Raw genomic sequence first — 18,006 nt, 5'->3', positions numbered from 1 at the left:
GGGCAACATAGTCTGTTGCCCTTGTTAGTGAAGCGTATAGAATAATATACGCTTATTTCTACAATCTTGCTTTAAAAGTGATAGCGTACTCCACCAGAAAAACTTGCTCCCGAGATTCCGGTTTTTTGAAGTTTTTGTTGGTAACTCATATCACCATGTAGAGAGAAATTGTGGGAGAGTTGCGCATTGATGCCAACGCCGCCTTCAAGGGCAGGTCCCATCGGATCAAGGTCAAAGTCTCTACCAATATGAATGCTACCATCATCCCCAAAAGTTTTGATAAAGTTTACTTTTCCATACAAAGATACAGGACGGTTGTTTTCAGTGGCAATGGCTTTTGTCAAGCGTCCACCAACACGGATCAACCATTGAGAAGGATTGTTTATATCAATGGTCAGATTATCAGCATCTTCAATGGGTTTAAACATCAAATGTTGATAGGCAAGTTGTGCTTGCGGTTCAAAGGTTAAGCCTTCCATTCCGGTAGCAAATTGTTTGCCAATGGTGCTGGAGAGACTGAACATTTTGGCATCGTTTAACTTTGCTGTTTTGCCCCTGATGGCATTGCCGATCTCGCCTTTTATAACTCCATAAGATAACAGAGTGTCAAGATAGAAACCATTGTCATGCTGTAGGCTTGCATAGGCTGTCAGAGACCATTTATCCACTGTGCTCTTACTGACATCTGCTATATCCTTTGGTGTGAAGGACAGTTGCCCATAGGTTCCTAAAAGACCAAAACGAGTATTGACGTTTTGTCTCTCAATTGGTGCCAAAGTCACACCGGCTTGGAGAGCCGCATAGCGAATATCGGCGCCATAACCATATTTGAGAGGACCACGTTCAGAGGATAATGTTCCAGTACTTCCATAAGTATAGAGGAAGAAACCGGTGTTTTTCTCTTCTTCTTTTCTTGGGATGGATGTTCTGATATTAGCTAAAAGTGCGTTTTGCTTGGCCATATCGGTTAAGCCTGTGTAGAAGAGAGCATTTGGCATGACCAAATAGTTCGCGGTTTGTGGGACAGGGGCAGCTATAGCACCACCAGAGCCACCACTGGAGCTTGAATTACCACTAGGATCGGTTTTAAGCAGTTCAGGTTGTAAGCGGAAATCCCAGAAGTCTTCGTTCTTTTCATCCAATAGGTTTTGCGCAATATCGGCTTTCCCATGGCTTGAATCTGGTCCATAGGCACGGAGTGTATACATATCTGGTGAACCACTTCTTGTGGTATAGCCATGTGCTAATTTAAAGGAGTCTTCTTGTGCTTTTCCAGAAACTTGAATGAGTGAAAGACCACGTCCATTGGCAGCGGCAGAGGTATTTTCTTCAACATTGTTTTCTCCTAAGCGCCTTGTGACATAAACCGCTGTTGTTCCAGATACATCGCCATTGATCAAAAGTCTGTCGGTTTTTTGATCGGCAATTGCTGCACCATCACTCCATTCAGCATTAAAGTAAATCTTCGCTTCCCCTGTTGCCTTGTAGACTTCTTGTGTGTCTGGTTTACCAGACCCTATGTGCAATGTGTGATAATGCTCTTCTGTTGGATCATTAAAAATAACAGAGCTGTCATTGAGATTAAGCACAGAAACATCAGACCGTGATCTTTGCGCAATATCAAGTAGATTGCCATCCTTATCTTTTTCTTTCGTGCTGTTTTTTAATGTCCATGTGGTGTTGTTCAGATCAAAGTGTACATTTCTGTTTTCAGCAATACTCGCTCTGCCCTCTAGGGTAGAATGATCTGCGTTTAATGTGAAGGTACCATTGGAGATCGCTTTAACATTTTTATCGTCCCAATAAGTGCTTTTTAGTGTAAATTGGGGATCCTCAAACATCCCGTCTGCTAATAGGACGTCGGCATGGATTTCTGAGTTTTTGAGATTGACTCTACCAACCGACAAACCTGAAAAATCTTGAATGCTATCGTTCGTAAAACCTCCAGCAAAAATTCCTGTGCCATTTTCAACGTGAAGATTTGCATTGGTTAAATTAATTTCATTGCTTTGACATTTTAGTGGATCATATGGATCACTTTTATCAATATCAGAGATAGCTAAGAACTGCAAACCACTTTTTTCTGCTGTTATAGAAACATTTTGGAGATCAACATATCCGCCATTTATTACAAATATAGCAACTTTTTTTACTGCTATTTTATTTTTCTTCGAAGCACTGAATTTGTTATCTAAACCTTCAGAATGAGCATCAATAGTGCTGTTACTTGTTTTAATTGTAGCATCATCAGTTGCAACAAGACCAATATCAACATTTTGAATGGTTGTTTTGCCATTTAATTCAACTACACTATTAGGCTCCGAACTGCTAATACCAGTAGTTATTTCTTTGGAATCACCACCGGTTATTGTTAAATCCCCGCTAATGAGTTTGCTTCCATCCTCTACAAGAAAACCTTTATCAAAATTGTGAATGGTTGTTTTGCCCGTTAACTTAATTTCACTCCCAGAGCCTGTTGTCCATATACCAGAGCGTTTTTTGTTGGGTTTTTCATTTGTTACTTCACCACCAATGACTGTTAAATTTTCGCTGGTAATTTTGCTTCCCTTTTTTGCTATAAGTCCGTTTTTAACATTTTCAATGGTTGTTTTGCCTTTTAATTCAATTATACTTCCAGAGTCATTGGCACCTGCACCGATCCCGAAGTCATTTGTTGTTAGAGTAACATCCGTAACTTCAATATGTCCACCAGCTGCTACGGTTAGTGCAATTTTTTTTGCTGCTATTTTATTTTCTACTGCACTTTGTGTTGCACCAACATCACCATTTTTCATCTTAATCGTGCTATTATTGACTGCAGCAAGTCCAGTATCAAAATTTTGTATGATTGTTTTACCATTTAATTCAATTGCACTATTAGGCTCATAACTTCCTATACCAACGGTTGTTATTTCTTTACTTTCACCACCGATTATTGTTAAATCTCCGCTAATGATTTTACTTCCACCATCGGCATAAAAACCTTCATCAACATTTTTAATGATTGTTTTGCCCGTTAACTTAATTTCACTCCCAGAGCCTGCGGTCCATAGACCAGAGCGGTCTTTGTCGAAATTTTTATCGCTGGGTTTTTCATTTGTTACTTCACCACCAATGATTGTTAAATTTTCGCTGGTGATTTTGCTTCCCTTTTTTGCTATAAGTCCATTTTTAACATTTTCAATGGTTGTTTGGCCTTTTAATTCAATTATACTTCCAGAGTCATTGGCATTTGCACCGATCCCGAAGTCATTTGTTGTTAGAGTAACATCTGTAACTTCAATATGTCCACCAACTGCTACGGTTAGTGCAATTTTTTTTGCCGCTATTTTATTTTCTACTGCATTTTGTGTTGCACCAACATCACCATTTTTCATCTTAATCGTGCTATTATTGACTGCAGCAAGTCCAGTATCAAAATTTTGTATGATTGTTTTACCATTTAATTCAATTGCACTATTAGGCTCATAACTTCCTATACCAACGGTTGTTATTTCTTCGGAATCGCTACCGGTTATTGTTAAATCTCCACTAATGATTTTACTTCCACCGTCGGCATAAAAACCTTCATCAACATGTTTAATGATTGTTTTGCCCGTTAACTTAATTTCACTCCCAGAGCCTGCGGCCCATATACCAGAGCGTTCTTTGTTGGATTTTTCATTTGTTACTTCACCACCAATGACTGTTAAATTTTCGCTGGTAATTTTACCACTGTCAACGGCTTCAAGTCCGTTTAAAGTATTGTTAATTGTTGTAGCGCCATGCAATTGAATTATGCTGTTTTTGCCAAGTGCAACCGCACCAGTTCCTTTGCCACCTGTTGTTAGAGAAACATTCGTGGCATCAATCCGTCCCTCTTTTTCCGCAGTTAATGCAGGGCTTTCATTCTTTGTTGTTACTGTTCCTCCTGCCATTGTGATCTGAGATCCTAGACCCTCTGCATGGAGACCTCTGCCTTCAGAGGATGTGATTGTAGCACTGTCTTTTAATATAACGGTGCTGTTGCTTCCAGCATATACACCATCAGCTTTTCCATCGAATGATCCTCCAGAAACTGTTATTGTGGAGTCATTATTTGCAAATATGCCTGTCGTTGCTTGAGTGACGGTTACTTTGTTTAAAGTCACGGTGCTTTTTTCGGCACTTATTCCCTTATCCATCAAGGTGTCATCTTTACCACTCGATAGCGTTACATTCTCCAGCATGCTTACAGCATTCTTGCCCTCATTAAAAAGAGCACCTATTTGAGAAGCTACAATAGAACCATCGGTCATCTTGATTGTTGCTTCATTGCTTACCTCAAGCCCATTTTTGAAATTTTTAATGGTTGTCGTCCCCATTAAATTAATTTCACTACCAGCACCTTTTGATGACGCACCAGTGTGAATTTTTTGAGGATCAGAAGAGATTACGTTTAAATTTTCGCCGTTTATTTTTCCACCACTTGTTACCTCAATTGCATCATAGGAACTACCGCTAGGGGCAGTCTTTTCTTCTCCACTTTTAGCGCTAAGAATTTCGGCATACGCGTTGAAATGGGTATTAAGAAGCATAACAGCTACGGCAGCTGTACAGGATAAAAGAAATTTTTTATACATTGATATTTTCCTAACTTATAAACCCACACATTCCTCCCCCGCTTACAAGAAGGATATCAAATGGATGGTTATCTTTATGATGACTTAGATTGTTTTTATTTTTATGTAAAGTATAATAATAATTTTATAGTAAAATACAGAATGCTTTGTTTGATTTTATATTCCGTTCTATTTGAATTTTATTAATATTGTTTTTCTATAATAAAATTAAATTCTTATAAGAATTATATTGTTATATTGATGTTTTTATTAATATTAAACATCATTTTGTATTAATCTTAATTGATCTAAAATAAGAGAGAAAATAAAACAAGAAGAAAAATAATCATTGAGAATAGGGGGATTTGCGCAACTGTAACCGTGCAAATGGAAGATTTTTTTTATGTTGTCATTTCAAAATCAGATAGGAAGGTCAAAATCAGATGGAGAGGTTTTGAGAAATTCTTACAAAGTATTTGGAGATTTCAAATGATCTTTGGAAAGGTCTTTGAAGCCCCTTTGAGAGCCCTTTGAAAAAATGAAAATCCCTTGAAAAGGAGGTTATTTTTACAAAATATGATGCAAATTATATAAAATTCATTGATGTCTACGCACATATTTTACAGATTTTAGGTGTAAAATGATATGGTGCTGCAAAAGATGGATCATCATAAATTGTAATTCTGAGCAGAGCAAAATAAGATTCATGAAAGCGGCTCTAAACACCTCTCTTAAAGCTGCTTTGAAAACCGCCTAAAAATGCTGTGAAAAAAGTGAATTGTTGCAAAACCTAGTGGCAAGATATAAAGCTAAAGACAATGCTTTGAAAAATATTCCAAGAAAGAGAATGGTAGCGGAGGAGGGATTTGAACCCCCGACACAAGGATTATGATTCCTCTGCTCTAACCTACTGAGCTACTCCGCCGAAATTAATAAATATGATTGTAACTTATCTCATCTTTTGCGGATATAAGAGGTAGAATAGTAAGATGTCAAGCATCGTTTTAAGCTTTTTGCTTGTCATTCTATTTTATCCTCGATATGGAGTATAGAAGAATATAATTTTTATGGGATGAGTAGGGTAAGGCATAAAAATGGTGCCACGTGTAGCGGTTTTAGGGTGCGGTCATTGGGGTGGGAATCATATACGAACTCTCCATGGACTTGGTGCTTTAGCAGCAGTTTCTGATATGAATATTGAGCGTGCTGCAAGCTTTGCTTGCATGTACGGTGTTGATGTTGTTGCACCTGAAGATCTTTTTACGCGTAAAGATATTGATGCAATGGTGCTCGCGTTACCTCCGCAATTCCATACAGAGAATGCGCTATGCGCTCTTGAAAATGGCAAAGATGTGTTGGTTGAAAAACCAATTGCTTTGAATGTAGCAGATGCTGAAAATCAACTCGAAGTTGCTGGTAAATATGGACGAATTTTTATGGTGGGCCATATTTTGCGATTTCATTCTGCTTTTGAAAAAATGTGTGAATTGGTAGAAAAGGGAGAATTAGGGGAGGTACGCTATATCTATTCTCATCGATTAGGCTTTGGAAAATTCCATATTCAAAGCGATGCTTTATGGGACCTTGCTCCTCATGATCTCTCAATGATTTTAGCTCTGACAGGATGTGAACCTTCTGAAGTTCGTGGTGAAGGTTCTGCTGTCATTGATCAGCTTTCTGATTTTGCCCATATTCATATGATTTTTCCAAATGGTATACGGAGTCACCTTTTTACTTCACGTGTTAGCCCCTATCGTGAAAGGCGTTTAACTGTTGTTGGTACAAAGGCTATACTTGTTTTTGATGATATGGAACCATGGAATCGTAAATTGGCATTGCATCGTTTTGCTGTTTGGAAGGAAAAACAAGAGTGGGCTTTTAGCACTGATGCGTTGCATTATATCGATGTTTGTGAAAATTTGCCACTTACTTGCGAATTGCGACACTTCCTACATTGTATTGAAACGCGTCGATCACCTCGCACAAATGGTGATGATGCTCTTGCTGTTTTACGGATTCTAACTGCTGCGAGTGTCAAATCTTATTAGATAAAAAAGATAAGCAGCACTTTTGCATTATTATGATGAGCAATGGAGTTAATATGCAATTCATCGACCTTGGAGCGCAGCGTGCGCATATTGAAGAGAGGATTAATTCTGCAATTGCACGAGTAGTTGCGAGTGGTAAGTATATTTTAGGACCAGAAGTAACAGAGTTTGAAGAAAAATTAGCAGATTATCTTGGTGTTAAACATGTGGTGGCATGTGCTAATGGAACCGATGCTTTGAAAATGCCTCTTATGGCTCAAAATATTGGTCCAGGGGATGCTGTGTTTTGTCCTAGCTTCACATTTTGTGCAACTGCTGAAGTTGTCGCTTTGGTAGGGGCTGAACCTGTTTTTGTTGATGTCCTTCCCGATACATTCAATATTGATGTTGAGAAACTTTGTGAAGCAATCGAAATGATTAAAAAAGAGGGGCGTCTTAAACCAAAGGCAATTATTGCTGTTGATTTGTTTGGCCTTCCTGCTGATTATAGGCAAATTACTAAAATAGCTGTACAAGAAAATCTTTTTGTTATTGAAGATGCTGCTCAATCGATAGGGGGAAGACGCGATAATATTATGTGTGGGGCTTTTGGTAATGTTTCTGCAACAAGTTTTTATCCAGCAAAACCATTGGGATGTTATGGTGATGGAGGTGCTATGATGACCAATGATGATAATTTGGCAGCACTTTTACGTTCTCTTTTGTTCCATGGGAAAGGTGAGACTCAATATGACAATGTGCGTATCGGTATGAATTCACGTCTCGATACTCTTCAGGCAGCAATTTTGCTTGAAAAGCTTGTGATCTTTGAAGAGGAGATGGAAAAACGTGTGGCAATTGCCCAACATTATTCTGAGGGTTTAAGAGATATTGTCACCGTTCCACAAATGGAAGAGAATGTCCGTTGTGCCTATGCACAATATACTATTAAGGTGAGAGAACGTGATAAATTAAAGGAATATTTACAAAAAAAATCTATTCCTACAACAGTTTATTACAAGACTCCATTGCATCAACAGCTAGCTTATAAACATTTTTCCTATGTAAAAGACTCTCTTTCTGTTTCTGAAACTTTAGGAAACTGTGTTTTAAGTTTACCAATGCATCCTTATTTAATGAAAACTGATCAGGATATGATTATCCAGACAATAAGAGACTTTTACCATTCTTGAGCAAATATTTTTACCCTTAAAGTTGCTTAAGAGGGGGCTTGGTTGTTGGTTTTCTTCTTGGAAGAGATTTTTGATTTGTAATTTAAAAATAAAGTTAGAATGATTATCTCTTCTGTTAAAAGAAGAGCTTACTTCTCCAAGACATCCCTTATAAACTTTACACAATATGACAATGAAGATGTTTGCATCATGAGAGTGTCGCCATATTCGCTTGAGTCATTTTCTTAAGTAACTTATGGAAGGGGCGTTTTTTTGCTGGAGGTTACTTTTTCGCGAATACGTGATGCTAGATCGTTTTTACTTTTAGCATTTTGGATCAATGTGTTGATTGGGGATGCTTCACCTTCTTGTAATGCTATTTGTGCAGCTAATGTTGCTGCTAATTCCTTTATTTCTTCACGCAATTCGTCCAAGAGTTGGCGGTTTGTTTTGGTGTCAAGTGCATTGGTTTGAATTTTTTGTAAAAGTTGCTGATAATGTGCGATTTTTTCACGCATAGTTTTGATTTCCATTGTAAAACTGTTTGTTGTAAGACCATTTTGCTCGGTTACAAGTTTCTCTTGTGAAGGAGAAGATGTGTTTTGTGTGGGGGGACATAATTTATAAAGCTGCTCGGTTACTTGGCTAAGCTGTATTTTTTGTTGGGCATATTTTTTATACAAAGAGTTGTACTTTTGTTCATTTTGCACTTGTTCTACAGCATGTTTTGCACGAAGAAAATCATAGTTTGCTTGCATTTCAATGGATGATAGGGGAATTTGTGCAGAAACATGTTTATGAGCAAAATGAATGGCTTTGCGCCAAATAAGAGGGGCAAAAAGCACAAGTAACCACGAAGTGCAAGCAATTCCAAAAATAAAAAAAAGAAACGATTGTATAAACATAAGTTCTCTTTTCAATAAGAGTTGGCTCTAAAATGGATTCCATGTCGGTTTCGGTGTTAATTTTAAATACCCCACATTGATGCCAAGACGTGCACCAATTCCTGTGCGGATTGGAACTAACAAAACATTGTGGTGTTTGAGGACATGAAAACCAACACCTGCAATTAAATAGGCCGAACCCGAAATACCACCATAGCGTCCCCATAAATTATTTATATGATTAAGATCATAAACTAAGATCATTAAACGAGAACCTTGTCCGCCAAAATCCCATCCCACAGAGGGACCTTGCCAAAAAACTCTGTGTTGACCATAAAGTTTGGTAAAAATTGTTCCTTCGCCATAGGTTAATCCAGCAAAAAAAGCACCAGAAGCTTCTTCCCCTAAAATATAGGCATTTGGATAACCGTACTGTGAAAAGATATTTTGAATTGCTACTGCTATACCGCTAGCAGTTTTTCCAAAAAAAGCATGACCGGAATCGATAATTTCTTGTAGTGAATAATGGGGTTCGTTTTGTTCTATTTGTCGGAATTGAGCGTTTGCCGTATTGGTGATGATGAATAAAAGGAAGATTACAGATACAATCTTTTTGTACCAGCGGTTTAGAAGAGAGAGAGCCATAGAAATTTTCCCTTAGTTACAAACAAAAAGATAATATTAGCATTTTCATTCTACTCAAATAAAAAATAAGATGGAAGATTATTTAAATAATTGTTTTTTTTTAAACATTTTTAATGTGATTGTTAAAATTCCGTGTATGTGTGCATGGGATGTTAAGAGTTTTTCTTTAAAATGAAGCTTGTTTTTAAATCTTAGGAGTTCTCAAAATTATGATGTTAGCTGTTTCTTTAAAGCCTGCCGATCTTGCTGCTTTACTCTGTAGTCGTATTTGTCATGATTTGATTTCACCTGTTGGTGCTATTCAAAATGCGATGGAGCTCTATGATGAAGGGGGGGCTGAAGAGGATGCTTTGCAATTGGTGCGTTGGTCCGTTGCCAGTGCTTCCGCACGTCTACAATTTGCACGGTTGGCTTTTGGATTTGCAGGGGCTAATGGGGAACAAATAGAGACACGTTCTGCTGAGCAGGTTGCACAACAATATATGAAGGAAGAAAAAGCAATTTTAAATTGGCAAGCTCCCTCTCTCCTTTTACCAAAAAATGAAATTAAACTTTTGCTTAATTTAGTATTGATTGCAAATGCAACAGCTTCTCGTGGGGGCGAAATCGTTGTTATGATTTTACAGGAAGAAAATAAACGTTCTTTTCGTTTTAAAATTTCCGGTAAATCTTTACGTATTCCTTCTCATTTTATTGCATTATATAATAGAGAAATTCAGGAAAAATGTATCGATGCTCATGCTATCCAATTTTATTATACGATGTTACTTGTTGAGATGACAGATATGCAAATAAATATTAATGAAACGGAAAATTGTATTCTTTTGGAAAGCGTAAAAAAGCTTTGAATGAGATAAAGGCGATTGAGCTATGTCGAGAAAAGAGGGTTTAGATTGTATTGGTGAGCGATAAGGTTATACCCGTAAAGGGGAATGTTGGTCTTTCTGCGCTTTAAATATTCTCATACATAAGAGATTTTTTGTGTACGAGACTTTTATTGCAACAGAGAAAAAATCTCGGCCCGCTATACTCCGAGATTTTACGATGTGCATTTTTACTGCTTAAGCGGTTTTACGTACGTTTTCTTCAACTGGATCACGTAAAACGTAACCACGTCCCCAAACTGTATCAATGTAGTTTACATGAGAAGAGATTGCTTCTAATTTCTTCCGTAGTTTACAGATAAACACGTCGATAATTTTAAGTTCTGGTTCATCCATCCCACCATAGAGATGATTAAGAAACATTTCCTTGGTGAGGGTAGTGCCTTTGCGTAGAGAAAGAAGCTCTAGCATCTGATATTCTTTACCAGTTAAATGAACGGGGTGCCCAGCAACTTCGACTGTTTTTGCGTCAAGGTTAACGGTGAGATCGCCGGTAACGATAACGGATTGCGCATGCCCTTTAGAGCGACGAACAACGGCATGAATACGCGCAATAAGCTCATCCTTATGGAAGGGCTTGGTCATATAATCATCTGCACCAAAGCCAAAACCACGCACCTTATCTTCAATGGCATTCATACCAGAAAGAATAAGAACAGGAGTTTTTATCTTTGCCAGTCGCAGGGTCCGCAGAACATCGTATCCTGACATATCAGGAAGATTCAAATCAAGCAAAATGATATCATAATCATAAAGCTTTCCTAAATCGACTCCTTCTTCACCAAGATCGGTGATGTAGACATTAAAGTTTGCGGACTTTAACATTAACTCAATGCTTTGAGTCATCGCTTTATCATCTTCAATTAATAATACGCGCATTTTAGATCCCTCACTTTGTTCCTCCGAATCAAGAGGAACAGTTTTGTTTTATACAGCTGGTAAAACCACCGTTTATAAAAACAATTCATGAAATCAAACACTTATAATGTAAAGTGTCTATGAATATTTCAGCGGTACGCGTAACAATCACCACTGAGTTCCCCCACTATCTATGATAGTGGTTAACAAAATATTTTCATTTTTAAAAGAGGTTATAAAATTATTTTAGAAAAATTGCATCTTTTTAACAAATAAAAAAAATTGTGCTTGTTTCACTCACTTTAACTTTTAAAAACACCTTATTAAAAGATTTTTTTAAAGTACTTTTTAAATTTCAGTGTTTATTTACTGAGCTTTAAATCTCTTTCTATAGTGTAGGTGAAAAGTAAAGAAAAAGTTATATCTCTTTAAAGCAGGCTGTGTTCACAGGTGCTTTAGGGGAAGACGAACGATCGAGTTACAAATTAAAAACGGATGTTTTCGTCAGAAAGGGTATAGCTGAAAGCATATGTAAAAGTGCGAATGCAAGTTTTGAGTTTGCGCAGTCGAGGAGTAGTAAGTATGAAGCCACGAAAAAGTATGGTGCAATTGAGGATGTTTCAAGCACGTGGGAAGCGTCGTGAAATTGCACAGCTTGATATGATGATCGCAGAATTTGAGCGAATGGTGTTAGAACTGGAAGCGCAAATTGTTAACGAAGAACGTAAATCTGGAAATAATGACGTTCACCATTTTGCTTATTCTGCTTTTGCTCGGGCTGCGCGGCAAAGGCGCGATAATCTTATAAATTCGATTCGTGATTTGCAGGTTCAAAAAACAAATGCTGAAATTGCTCTCCATGAAGTCAATACGGAGTTGCAACACGCACAGCTTCTTGAGGCACGGGAAAAGAAGGCCGCAGTAGATGATGAGAGTCTTTTAATTCCCTCGAACTCAATGACTGGATGATAAAGGGACTGGATGATAAAGGCTATAGCTTGAAAAGACATTCTTTGCGATAATTATGCCGAAAACACAAAAAAACAGCCAAACTTGATAAAAGTTCGGCTGTTTTAGGGGGATAGCCGTTACCAAATCATTATCAAGCGTAACTAATGCCTATAATGTTGGATTCTGGTCGTTCGTAATCCAGCTAAACCGTGTTCATCGATCAAACTTTGCCATGAAAGAAATTCTTCTACGGTCAAAGTGTAGCGTTGACACGCCTCATCAAGACTTAACAATCCACCTCTAACAGCCGCAACAACTTCAGCTTTGCGACGAATCACCCAGCGCCGTGTTGTTTTTGGCGGTAGATCAGCGATTGTCAGTGGACTTCCATCCGGCCCAATAACATATTTCATTTGTGTTTTTATCAAATTGGTCATTGTATCCTCTACCTTTAGTCAAGGACTTGATTCGTTTATAAAACATGAAATTTAAAAAAGAACTAAACACGTTGAAAGAAAAAATTAATAAACTAAGCTAGCATATAAAAATTAGGCTCCAAAGTGAAAGGCATAGAAGAGCGTCTTACAATGCTTTTGTTGGCGTTTTTTTAAGAGTAAAAAGGATTTTCATCGTGCCTTCTTTCTATCAGTCTTTTTTGTTTGCAGCTTCTTTAAAGAAAGTGATGCTATTGGTTGTGAAAAAAATAAAAAAACAATATAAAAAATGAATGAACGGCGCGCATAACGCTCTTAACCAATGGATGATTATTGATAGAGAATGAGTACATGTTTTTGAACAGTCTTGATTTACCAGGACCACCTGAGAACTCCCGTATTGTTGTAGCAATGTCGGGGGGAGTTGATTCATCGGTTGTTGCAGGTCTTTTAAAAAGGGAAGGCTATGATGTCATTGGCATTACTTTGCAGCTCTATGATCATGGCGCTGCAACACATCGGGTAGGGTCGTGTTGTGCTGGACAAGATATTGAAGATGCTCGCCGCGTAGCAGAAACATTGGGGATCCCTTATTATGTTCTTGATTATGAAAAGCGGTTTCGCGAAGCAGTGATTGATCCTTTTGCAGAAAGTTATGCGCATGGAGAGACCCCTGTGCCATGTGTCTCATGCAATCAAACTGTCAAGTTTGCTGATTTATTAGCAACCGCACGTGAATTGGGGGCGGATGCTTTGGCTACCGGCCATTATATTCGCTCGCGCCTCCATGGCGCGCATCGGGCACTTTTCCGTCCTCTCGATAGCGATCGTGATCAGAGCTATTTCCTTTTCGCAACGACGCAAGAGCAGATTGATTATTTGCGTTTTCCACTTGGTGACCTTCCAAAAGCACGTGTTCGTGAAATAGCAGCAGAAATGGGTTTTGTCGTTGCTCATAAGCATGACAGTCAGGATATTTGTTTTGTTCCGCAAGGAAAATATTCTGATGTTATCACAAAATTACGACCAGAGGCGGTCAATCCTGGCGTTATTATGCATATCGATGGGCAGATTTTAGGCAAACATTCGGGAATCGTTAATTATACGGTTGGTCAACGTCGTGGTATTGGTGTTGCAACCGGTGAAGCACTTTATGTGATTTATCTCGATGTAGAAAATGCGCGTGTTATTGTTGGTCCGCGGGAAATGTTGGAAACACATAAACTCTTTTTGCGTGATGTGAATTGGCTTGGTGATGAGCTCTTGGAGAATTTTCCTTCTGATGGTGTTGAGATGGCTGTAAAAGTTCGTTCAACGCGTCCTCCCCATCTTGCTCGCTTGCATTATCAAGAGGGTGTTTTTTCTGTTGATTTGTTGGAACGTGAAAATGCGGTGGCACCAGGGCAGGCTTGTGTTTTTTATGATGGAAATGGTCATGAAGCGCGTATTCTTGGCGGGGGATTTGTAACACATTCAGAACGTGCTGCTGATACTGAAGTGATGTTGAAACGCGTTTTATGCAATCTGGAAACGAACACGACCGTTGTTTCTGAACTTAAAACAACCACTTCTTATAATTGAAAATGATAGGCTTATGGGGATTGTTTTGCACCTTAAACTATTCTTATTGTTAGGAAACTTTATCAAAATCGCTAAAATGGGCGAGCGCAATGCCTGTTGCTGTAGAAACATTGAGACTGTCAAAGCCGGGAGCCATAGGAATCCGTAAGGTTTCTGATTTTTGTAGGATATAGGTTGGTAAGCCATCACCTTCTGTTCCTAAAATGAGTGCTATCCTTTTGGGTGTTTTTGCTTGCTTGAGAGTGCATGGGGCAGAGGGAGAAAGTGCATAAGTATGAAAATCTGCTTCATGGAGCGTTTCTAGAATATTACTAATATTAGCACCTTGCGTATAGGGTACCTTTAGAGCTGCGCCAGCAGAAACTCTGATTGATTTGCGGTAAAGAGGATCGCATGAGGTTTTGTCAACGATAATACCATTGCTGGCAAAAGCGGCAGCGTTGCGAAAAATAGCGCCCATATTATCATGGTTAGAAATACCGCATAAAATGAGAATTAAAGCCTCTTCTGGTAAATCTTGTAAAAATTGTTGTAAGGATGGTAACGTTTTGCGTTTACCGATACCCAGTATACCACGATGAACATGGAATCCCACAATATTATCCATGACTTTTTGCGGTACGCAGTAAATGGGACATATTGGCTGTGTGTTCTCTAAAAGGGGCATGAGGCTAGGAAGACGTTCTGTCACTATGAGCAATGAGAGAGAAACAAATTCTTTCGAATGGAGCAATGCCGATAATATGACTTTGCCTTCAGCAATAAACTTATGTTGCCGTCCTACAAGATCTTTTTCACGAATGTTATGATAATCTCCAAGACGTATATCATCAGTTTCGTAGATTGGTATAATATTCAAACGCATACAGGGGTTTTTAGTGCTCTTTTTTCTCAATTACTAGATGTTAAATATTCGCTTTATTTTGATAAAAGAGGAGAAAAATTTATTTTTTTAAAACCTATGGTAGAATTTATGTTGACACAACACAACTATAGGTATAATATGAGAATACCAAATGCAGAACAATGTAGTTTGTTTTTGTATTGGTTGTAGGGTTTTAGGTCCCCGCTATTTCCTAAGCTCTGCATACCCTTAATTTTAAGGGAAAAGAATCTGGGTCCCCAATGCCCAGATTCTTTTTTTTTGAGGGATCATTGTGTTTTTTCTTTGTTTGTGAAGATGATTGTTGTTTTAGCGGCCCTATTTTTTGATACAGTTACGATGTAAGGGGGGGGAAAAATGGTCAGTGATTTTTTGAGCTGTCTGTGATTATGCTGATAGAGTGATTGGTTTAAGACTCACAAAAATTAAATCATCGCACGGAAATAGGATGCTTTTTAGAAAAAACAACAGGTGTTTTTTCAATCATAGGAACGTAACAGCATTACACTATTCAAAAAAATTTGATAATCAGGAATATATCTTTGATTCCTCTTAAAGATTTCTTTTGCTTGTTTAAGCGATATGTGCATTCCTTTATTTGTCATATTCTATCCTATCGCCGGACAGTTGTTGCAATAACAATAGTGGGGTGTTTTCGTTGTTTCTATCTTGTGAAGCTTGTGTGATATTGAAGAAATATTGGCGATACGTCAAAAATATCATAGAGTCTATGAATGAGAGTGTTATTCCTTATTGGGTGAAGATGAGGGTGTAGATGTGGCTGTAAAAATCAATATACAAAGCTTAACGTTATATTCTATTTTCGTCGCGTGTGTTGTTTTTGCTTTAAAATATTGGGCATATTATATCACTGATTCGGTTGCACTTTATTCTGATGCATTGGAATCGATCGTCAATATACTTGCTGCATTGGCAGCATGGTGGGCTGTAAAAGTCAGTATGAAACCGGCGGATCATGATCATCCTTTTGGACATCATAAAGTGGAATATTTTTCTGCGATTCTTGAAGGAATCCTGATCATTATTGCGGCAATTATTATTTTAAGAGAAGCATGGATGGCTCTTTCGACTGTTAAAGTGTTGCAAACGCCGGGGATATGGATCGTTATGCATCTTGGTGCCAGTCTCATAAATTCCCTCTGGGGTTTTGTGCTGATCCGGCAGGGAAAAATACACCGTTCACCAGCTCTTAAAGCTGATGGGGTGCATTTCATAACCGATGTTTTTACTTCTCTTGCCATTTTAGTTGGTTTGATTGCTGGATTTATGGGTGGATGGAGCATCTTGGATCCGATCTTAGCAATTATCGTTGCCCTTAATATTCTTTTGCAGGGTTGGAAGGTGATTAGCAGCGCCGTTCAAGGGCTAATGGATGTTGGAGTTGAGTTGAATGAAACGATGCGGATTCGTGAGCTTATTTCTGCAAATGCACAGGGTGCACTTGAAGTTCATGATTTGCTTACGCGTGTTGCTGGTAGAGTCACTTTTATAGAGTTTCATTTGGTTGTACCTGCAGCAATGTCGGTAGGAGAAGCACATCAGATTTGCGATAAAATTGAAGATGTTCTGCATAAAGAATTTGATAATGTGCGCATTTCTATTCATGTTGAGCCTGAAGATGAGGCGAAGTTGCCTCTAGGGACAACGGTCGTTCCTTTTATATAAAATTTTTCTCAATGATCTGTAGCACCGTAAAATATTCTGTTTCAGGGAAGAGAATAAGGGGCCGTCATATTAAAAATCACGGTTTTCTGTATCTTCTTTTTGTTTTCTTTTGTGTCAGCTAAGCACAGAGAAAAAGGAAAGGTAAAAGGAAGATTTAAAGCGAGTTGTCCATAGGGCTTGTCAAATAAATTACTAAATTCCATAAGTGATGAAGAATATCTAAGGGAAATGAATTTGTTATCAGTTTTGTGGTTAAGAATCTTTTTCTTTTATAATCAAGGGGAACCCAAGTTACTTTTTAAAGGGATATGAAGTTAAAGAGATTTTCGTTCTTTGCTTATTTTTGCAGCTTTTTGGTTGCGTTGACCGCGTGTTTAAAGATTAATTGTTTCAGTGCAGGTTATTTCATTGTTTTGATTGATAAGATTATAACGGTGCAATTGGCAATGCCATCGATTGTGAGAGCTTTCAATGGCAAATAAATTGAAGCCTGCGGGTGGTTTTCTATCACCAAAAGCTTGCGATGCAGAAGAAACACCAACAATAGGAATTGTTCCCATTGGTCCTGTAATAGTATGCAAGGTAGGGAGATGGGTGTGGCCATGAAGAACGAGTTCGCAACCGTGGTGTTTGATAACCTCTAGAAAACGATTGATGCCCCATAATTTTTTATGCCAAGAAGTTGCATGATGAAAGGGAGGATGATGTATCAGGACAACACGAAAAAGATTGCGTGTTGCAGCTTCATTTAAAAGTTTCGATAAAGCTTGCGCTTGCCTTTTGCCAAAATAACCAGAAGCTTGAAAAGGTGGTGTAGCAATCGCTGAGGAAGTTCCTATAATGGCGATGTTCTTGCGAATGCGCATATAAGGAAAGGAAAGGGTAGGATTTTGAGGAAGATCACCTGTAATCCAAGGTTGAAAGAGAGTACAAGCTTTTTTGAATGCTCCACGGACATAAGCATCATGATTGCCAAATGTTAAAGAAATATCTTGAGGGTGTCCTTGGTTAAGCAACCAGTTGCGTGCTTGTTCAAATTCTTTATCGAGAGCAAGATTCACCAGATCACCAGAGATGATAAGATGATCAGGATTTGTTTTTTTTAAGGCTTCCATTAAAGTTTCTAAAACATTGGATGCCATTTTGTGTTTTCGTTTTTTTTGCCAATTAAGATAGCCCGTAAGACGCTTTCCACAAAGTTCAAAAAGGGAAGGTTGTGGGAGGGGGGAAAGATGCACATCCGATATATGAGCAAGATAAAACATGGGCTGTTAGCATAGCGTTGAAAACGATTTAAGCAATAAATAAAAAAGAGTATAGGACAAGTTCATGCACTTTTTTAAGGCAAGAGAGAATTATAAAATCAAAAAAATAATTTTCAGAAAATGTGAGAGAAACCTTTTATAAGCCCATAGGTTATT

13 protein-coding genes and 1 tRNA gene are annotated in these 18,006 nt (G+C 38.1%); 6 read left to right on the top strand and 8 right to left on the bottom strand.

All coding sequences use genetic code 11. From position 1 onward, the window contains the following. Positions 1-71: 71 nt before the first annotated feature. Both AC0QT4_RS03615 and AC0QT4_RS03610 read right to left on the bottom strand, forming a co-directional pair. Complete coding sequence (locus AC0QT4_RS03615) at positions 72-4,601, bottom strand: autotransporter outer membrane beta-barrel domain-containing protein (RefSeq protein ID WP_473200357.1); 4,530 nt, start codon at positions 4,599-4,601, stop codon at positions 72-74. An 827-nt stretch (positions 4,602-5,428) separates the two neighbouring features. Then, a tRNA-Met gene (locus tag AC0QT4_RS03610) sits at positions 5,429-5,505 on the bottom strand. A gap of 169 nt (positions 5,506-5,674) precedes the next feature. Here AC0QT4_RS03610 and AC0QT4_RS03605 point away from each other — a divergent pair. Continuing rightward, positions 5,675-6,628, top strand: a complete 954-nt coding sequence (locus tag AC0QT4_RS03605) for a Gfo/Idh/MocA family protein (RefSeq protein ID WP_473200356.1) — start codon at positions 5,675-5,677, stop codon at positions 6,626-6,628. A 53-nt stretch (positions 6,629-6,681) separates the two neighbouring features. Further along, entirely contained in the window at positions 6,682-7,800 is a 1,119-nt protein-coding gene (locus tag AC0QT4_RS03600) for a DegT/DnrJ/EryC1/StrS family aminotransferase (protein WP_473200355.1), read from the top strand. 233 nt (positions 7,801-8,033) lie between these two features. Here AC0QT4_RS03600 and AC0QT4_RS03595 read toward each other — a convergent pair whose 3' ends face one another. Then, positions 8,034-8,684, bottom strand: coding sequence for a hypothetical protein (locus AC0QT4_RS03595; RefSeq protein WP_473200354.1), 651 nt, complete (start codon positions 8,682-8,684; stop codon positions 8,034-8,036). 27 nt (positions 8,685-8,711) lie between these two features. Then, entirely contained in the window at positions 8,712-9,308 is a 597-nt protein-coding gene (locus AC0QT4_RS03590; RefSeq protein WP_473200353.1) for a DUF1134 domain-containing protein, read from the bottom strand. Between the two features lie 209 nt (positions 9,309-9,517). On the opposite strand from AC0QT4_RS03590, the gene chpT reads away from it, so the two are divergent. Beyond that, positions 9,518-10,156: a histidine phosphotransferase ChpT gene (gene chpT, locus AC0QT4_RS03585; protein WP_473200352.1), complete on the top strand. Its 639-nt coding sequence runs from the start codon at positions 9,518-9,520 to the stop codon at positions 10,154-10,156. A 213-nt stretch (positions 10,157-10,369) separates the two neighbouring features. Here chpT and ctrA read toward each other — a convergent pair whose 3' ends face one another. After that, positions 10,370-11,071 carry a response regulator transcription factor CtrA gene (gene ctrA, locus AC0QT4_RS03580; protein WP_254769885.1) on the bottom strand — a complete coding sequence of 234 codons (702 nt, stop codon included), beginning with the start codon at positions 11,069-11,071 and terminating at the stop codon, positions 10,370-10,372. A 561-nt stretch (positions 11,072-11,632) separates the two neighbouring features. On the opposite strand from ctrA, the gene AC0QT4_RS03575 reads away from it, so the two are divergent. Further along, the gene (locus AC0QT4_RS03575; RefSeq protein WP_473200351.1) at positions 11,633-12,019 is read left to right on the top strand and encodes a flagellar export protein FliJ; all 387 of its coding nucleotides are present in this window, start codon (positions 11,633-11,635) and stop codon (positions 12,017-12,019) included. A 143-nt stretch (positions 12,020-12,162) separates the two neighbouring features. Here AC0QT4_RS03575 and sciP read toward each other — a convergent pair whose 3' ends face one another. Then, positions 12,163-12,438 (bottom strand): CtrA inhibitor SciP, encoded by a 276-nt coding sequence (gene sciP, locus AC0QT4_RS03570; RefSeq protein WP_004863244.1) that lies wholly within the window; start codon positions 12,436-12,438, stop codon positions 12,163-12,165. A 348-nt stretch (positions 12,439-12,786) separates the two neighbouring features. Here sciP and mnmA point away from each other — a divergent pair, with 348 nt between their 5' ends. Further along, positions 12,787-14,016, top strand: coding sequence for a tRNA 2-thiouridine(34) synthase MnmA (mnmA, locus tag AC0QT4_RS03565; protein WP_473200350.1), 1,230 nt, complete (start codon positions 12,787-12,789; stop codon positions 14,014-14,016). A gap of 49 nt (positions 14,017-14,065) precedes the next feature. Here mnmA and AC0QT4_RS03560 read toward each other — a convergent pair whose 3' ends face one another. Further along, a complete protein-coding gene (locus tag AC0QT4_RS03560) occupies positions 14,066-14,881 on the bottom strand; it encodes a TrmH family RNA methyltransferase (protein WP_473200349.1) in 816 nt (271 codons plus the stop codon). 795 nt (positions 14,882-15,676) lie between these two features. Between AC0QT4_RS03560 and AC0QT4_RS03555 the strand changes: the two genes are divergently transcribed. Continuing rightward, the gene (locus tag AC0QT4_RS03555; protein WP_473200348.1) at positions 15,677-16,585 is read left to right on the top strand and encodes a cation diffusion facilitator family transporter; all 909 of its coding nucleotides are present in this window, start codon (positions 15,677-15,679) and stop codon (positions 16,583-16,585) included. Positions 16,586-16,959: 374 nt separating this feature from the next. On the opposite strand, the gene AC0QT4_RS03550 is transcribed toward AC0QT4_RS03555, so the two are convergent. Beyond that, entirely contained in the window at positions 16,960-17,850 is an 891-nt protein-coding gene (locus AC0QT4_RS03550; protein ID WP_473200347.1) for a metallophosphoesterase family protein, read from the bottom strand. Positions 17,851-18,006: the final 156 nt, after the last annotated feature.

Source organism: Bartonella sp. EBT8, from assembly GCF_055796165.1.
Note: the sequence above shows the minus strand (reverse complement) of the source record. Positions and strands in the feature narration are given on the sequence as shown.

Excerpts from the sequence above, each read along its gene's own strand:
- AC0QT4_RS03615 (WP_473200357.1), bottom strand. The coding sequence starts at position 4,601 with ATGTATAAAAAATTTCTTTTATCCTGTACAGCTGCCGTAGCTGTTATG.
- AC0QT4_RS03605 (WP_473200356.1), top strand. The coding sequence starts at position 5,675 with ATGGTGCCACGTGTAGCGGTTTTAGGGTGCGGTCATTGGGGTGGGAAT.
- AC0QT4_RS03600 (WP_473200355.1), top strand. The coding sequence starts at position 6,682 with ATGCAATTCATCGACCTTGGAGCGCAGCGTGCGCATATTGAAGAGAGG.
- AC0QT4_RS03595 (WP_473200354.1), bottom strand. The coding sequence starts at position 8,684 with ATGTTTATACAATCGTTTCTTTTTTTTATTTTTGGAATTGCTTGCACT.
- AC0QT4_RS03590 (WP_473200353.1), bottom strand. The coding sequence starts at position 9,308 with ATGGCTCTCTCTCTTCTAAACCGCTGGTACAAAAAGATTGTATCTGTA.
- chpT (WP_473200352.1), top strand. The coding sequence starts at position 9,518 with ATGATGTTAGCTGTTTCTTTAAAGCCTGCCGATCTTGCTGCTTTACTC.
- ctrA (WP_254769885.1), bottom strand. The coding sequence starts at position 11,071 with ATGCGCGTATTATTAATTGAAGATGATAAAGCGATGACTCAAAGCATT.
- AC0QT4_RS03575 (WP_473200351.1), top strand. The coding sequence starts at position 11,633 with ATGAAGCCACGAAAAAGTATGGTGCAATTGAGGATGTTTCAAGCACGT.
- sciP (WP_004863244.1), bottom strand. The coding sequence starts at position 12,438 with ATGACCAATTTGATAAAAACACAAATGAAATATGTTATTGGGCCGGAT.
- mnmA (WP_473200350.1), top strand. The coding sequence starts at position 12,787 with ATGTTTTTGAACAGTCTTGATTTACCAGGACCACCTGAGAACTCCCGT.
- AC0QT4_RS03560 (WP_473200349.1), bottom strand. The coding sequence starts at position 14,881 with ATGCGTTTGAATATTATACCAATCTACGAAACTGATGATATACGTCTT.
- AC0QT4_RS03550 (WP_473200347.1), bottom strand. The coding sequence starts at position 17,850 with ATGTTTTATCTTGCTCATATATCGGATGTGCATCTTTCCCCCCTCCCA.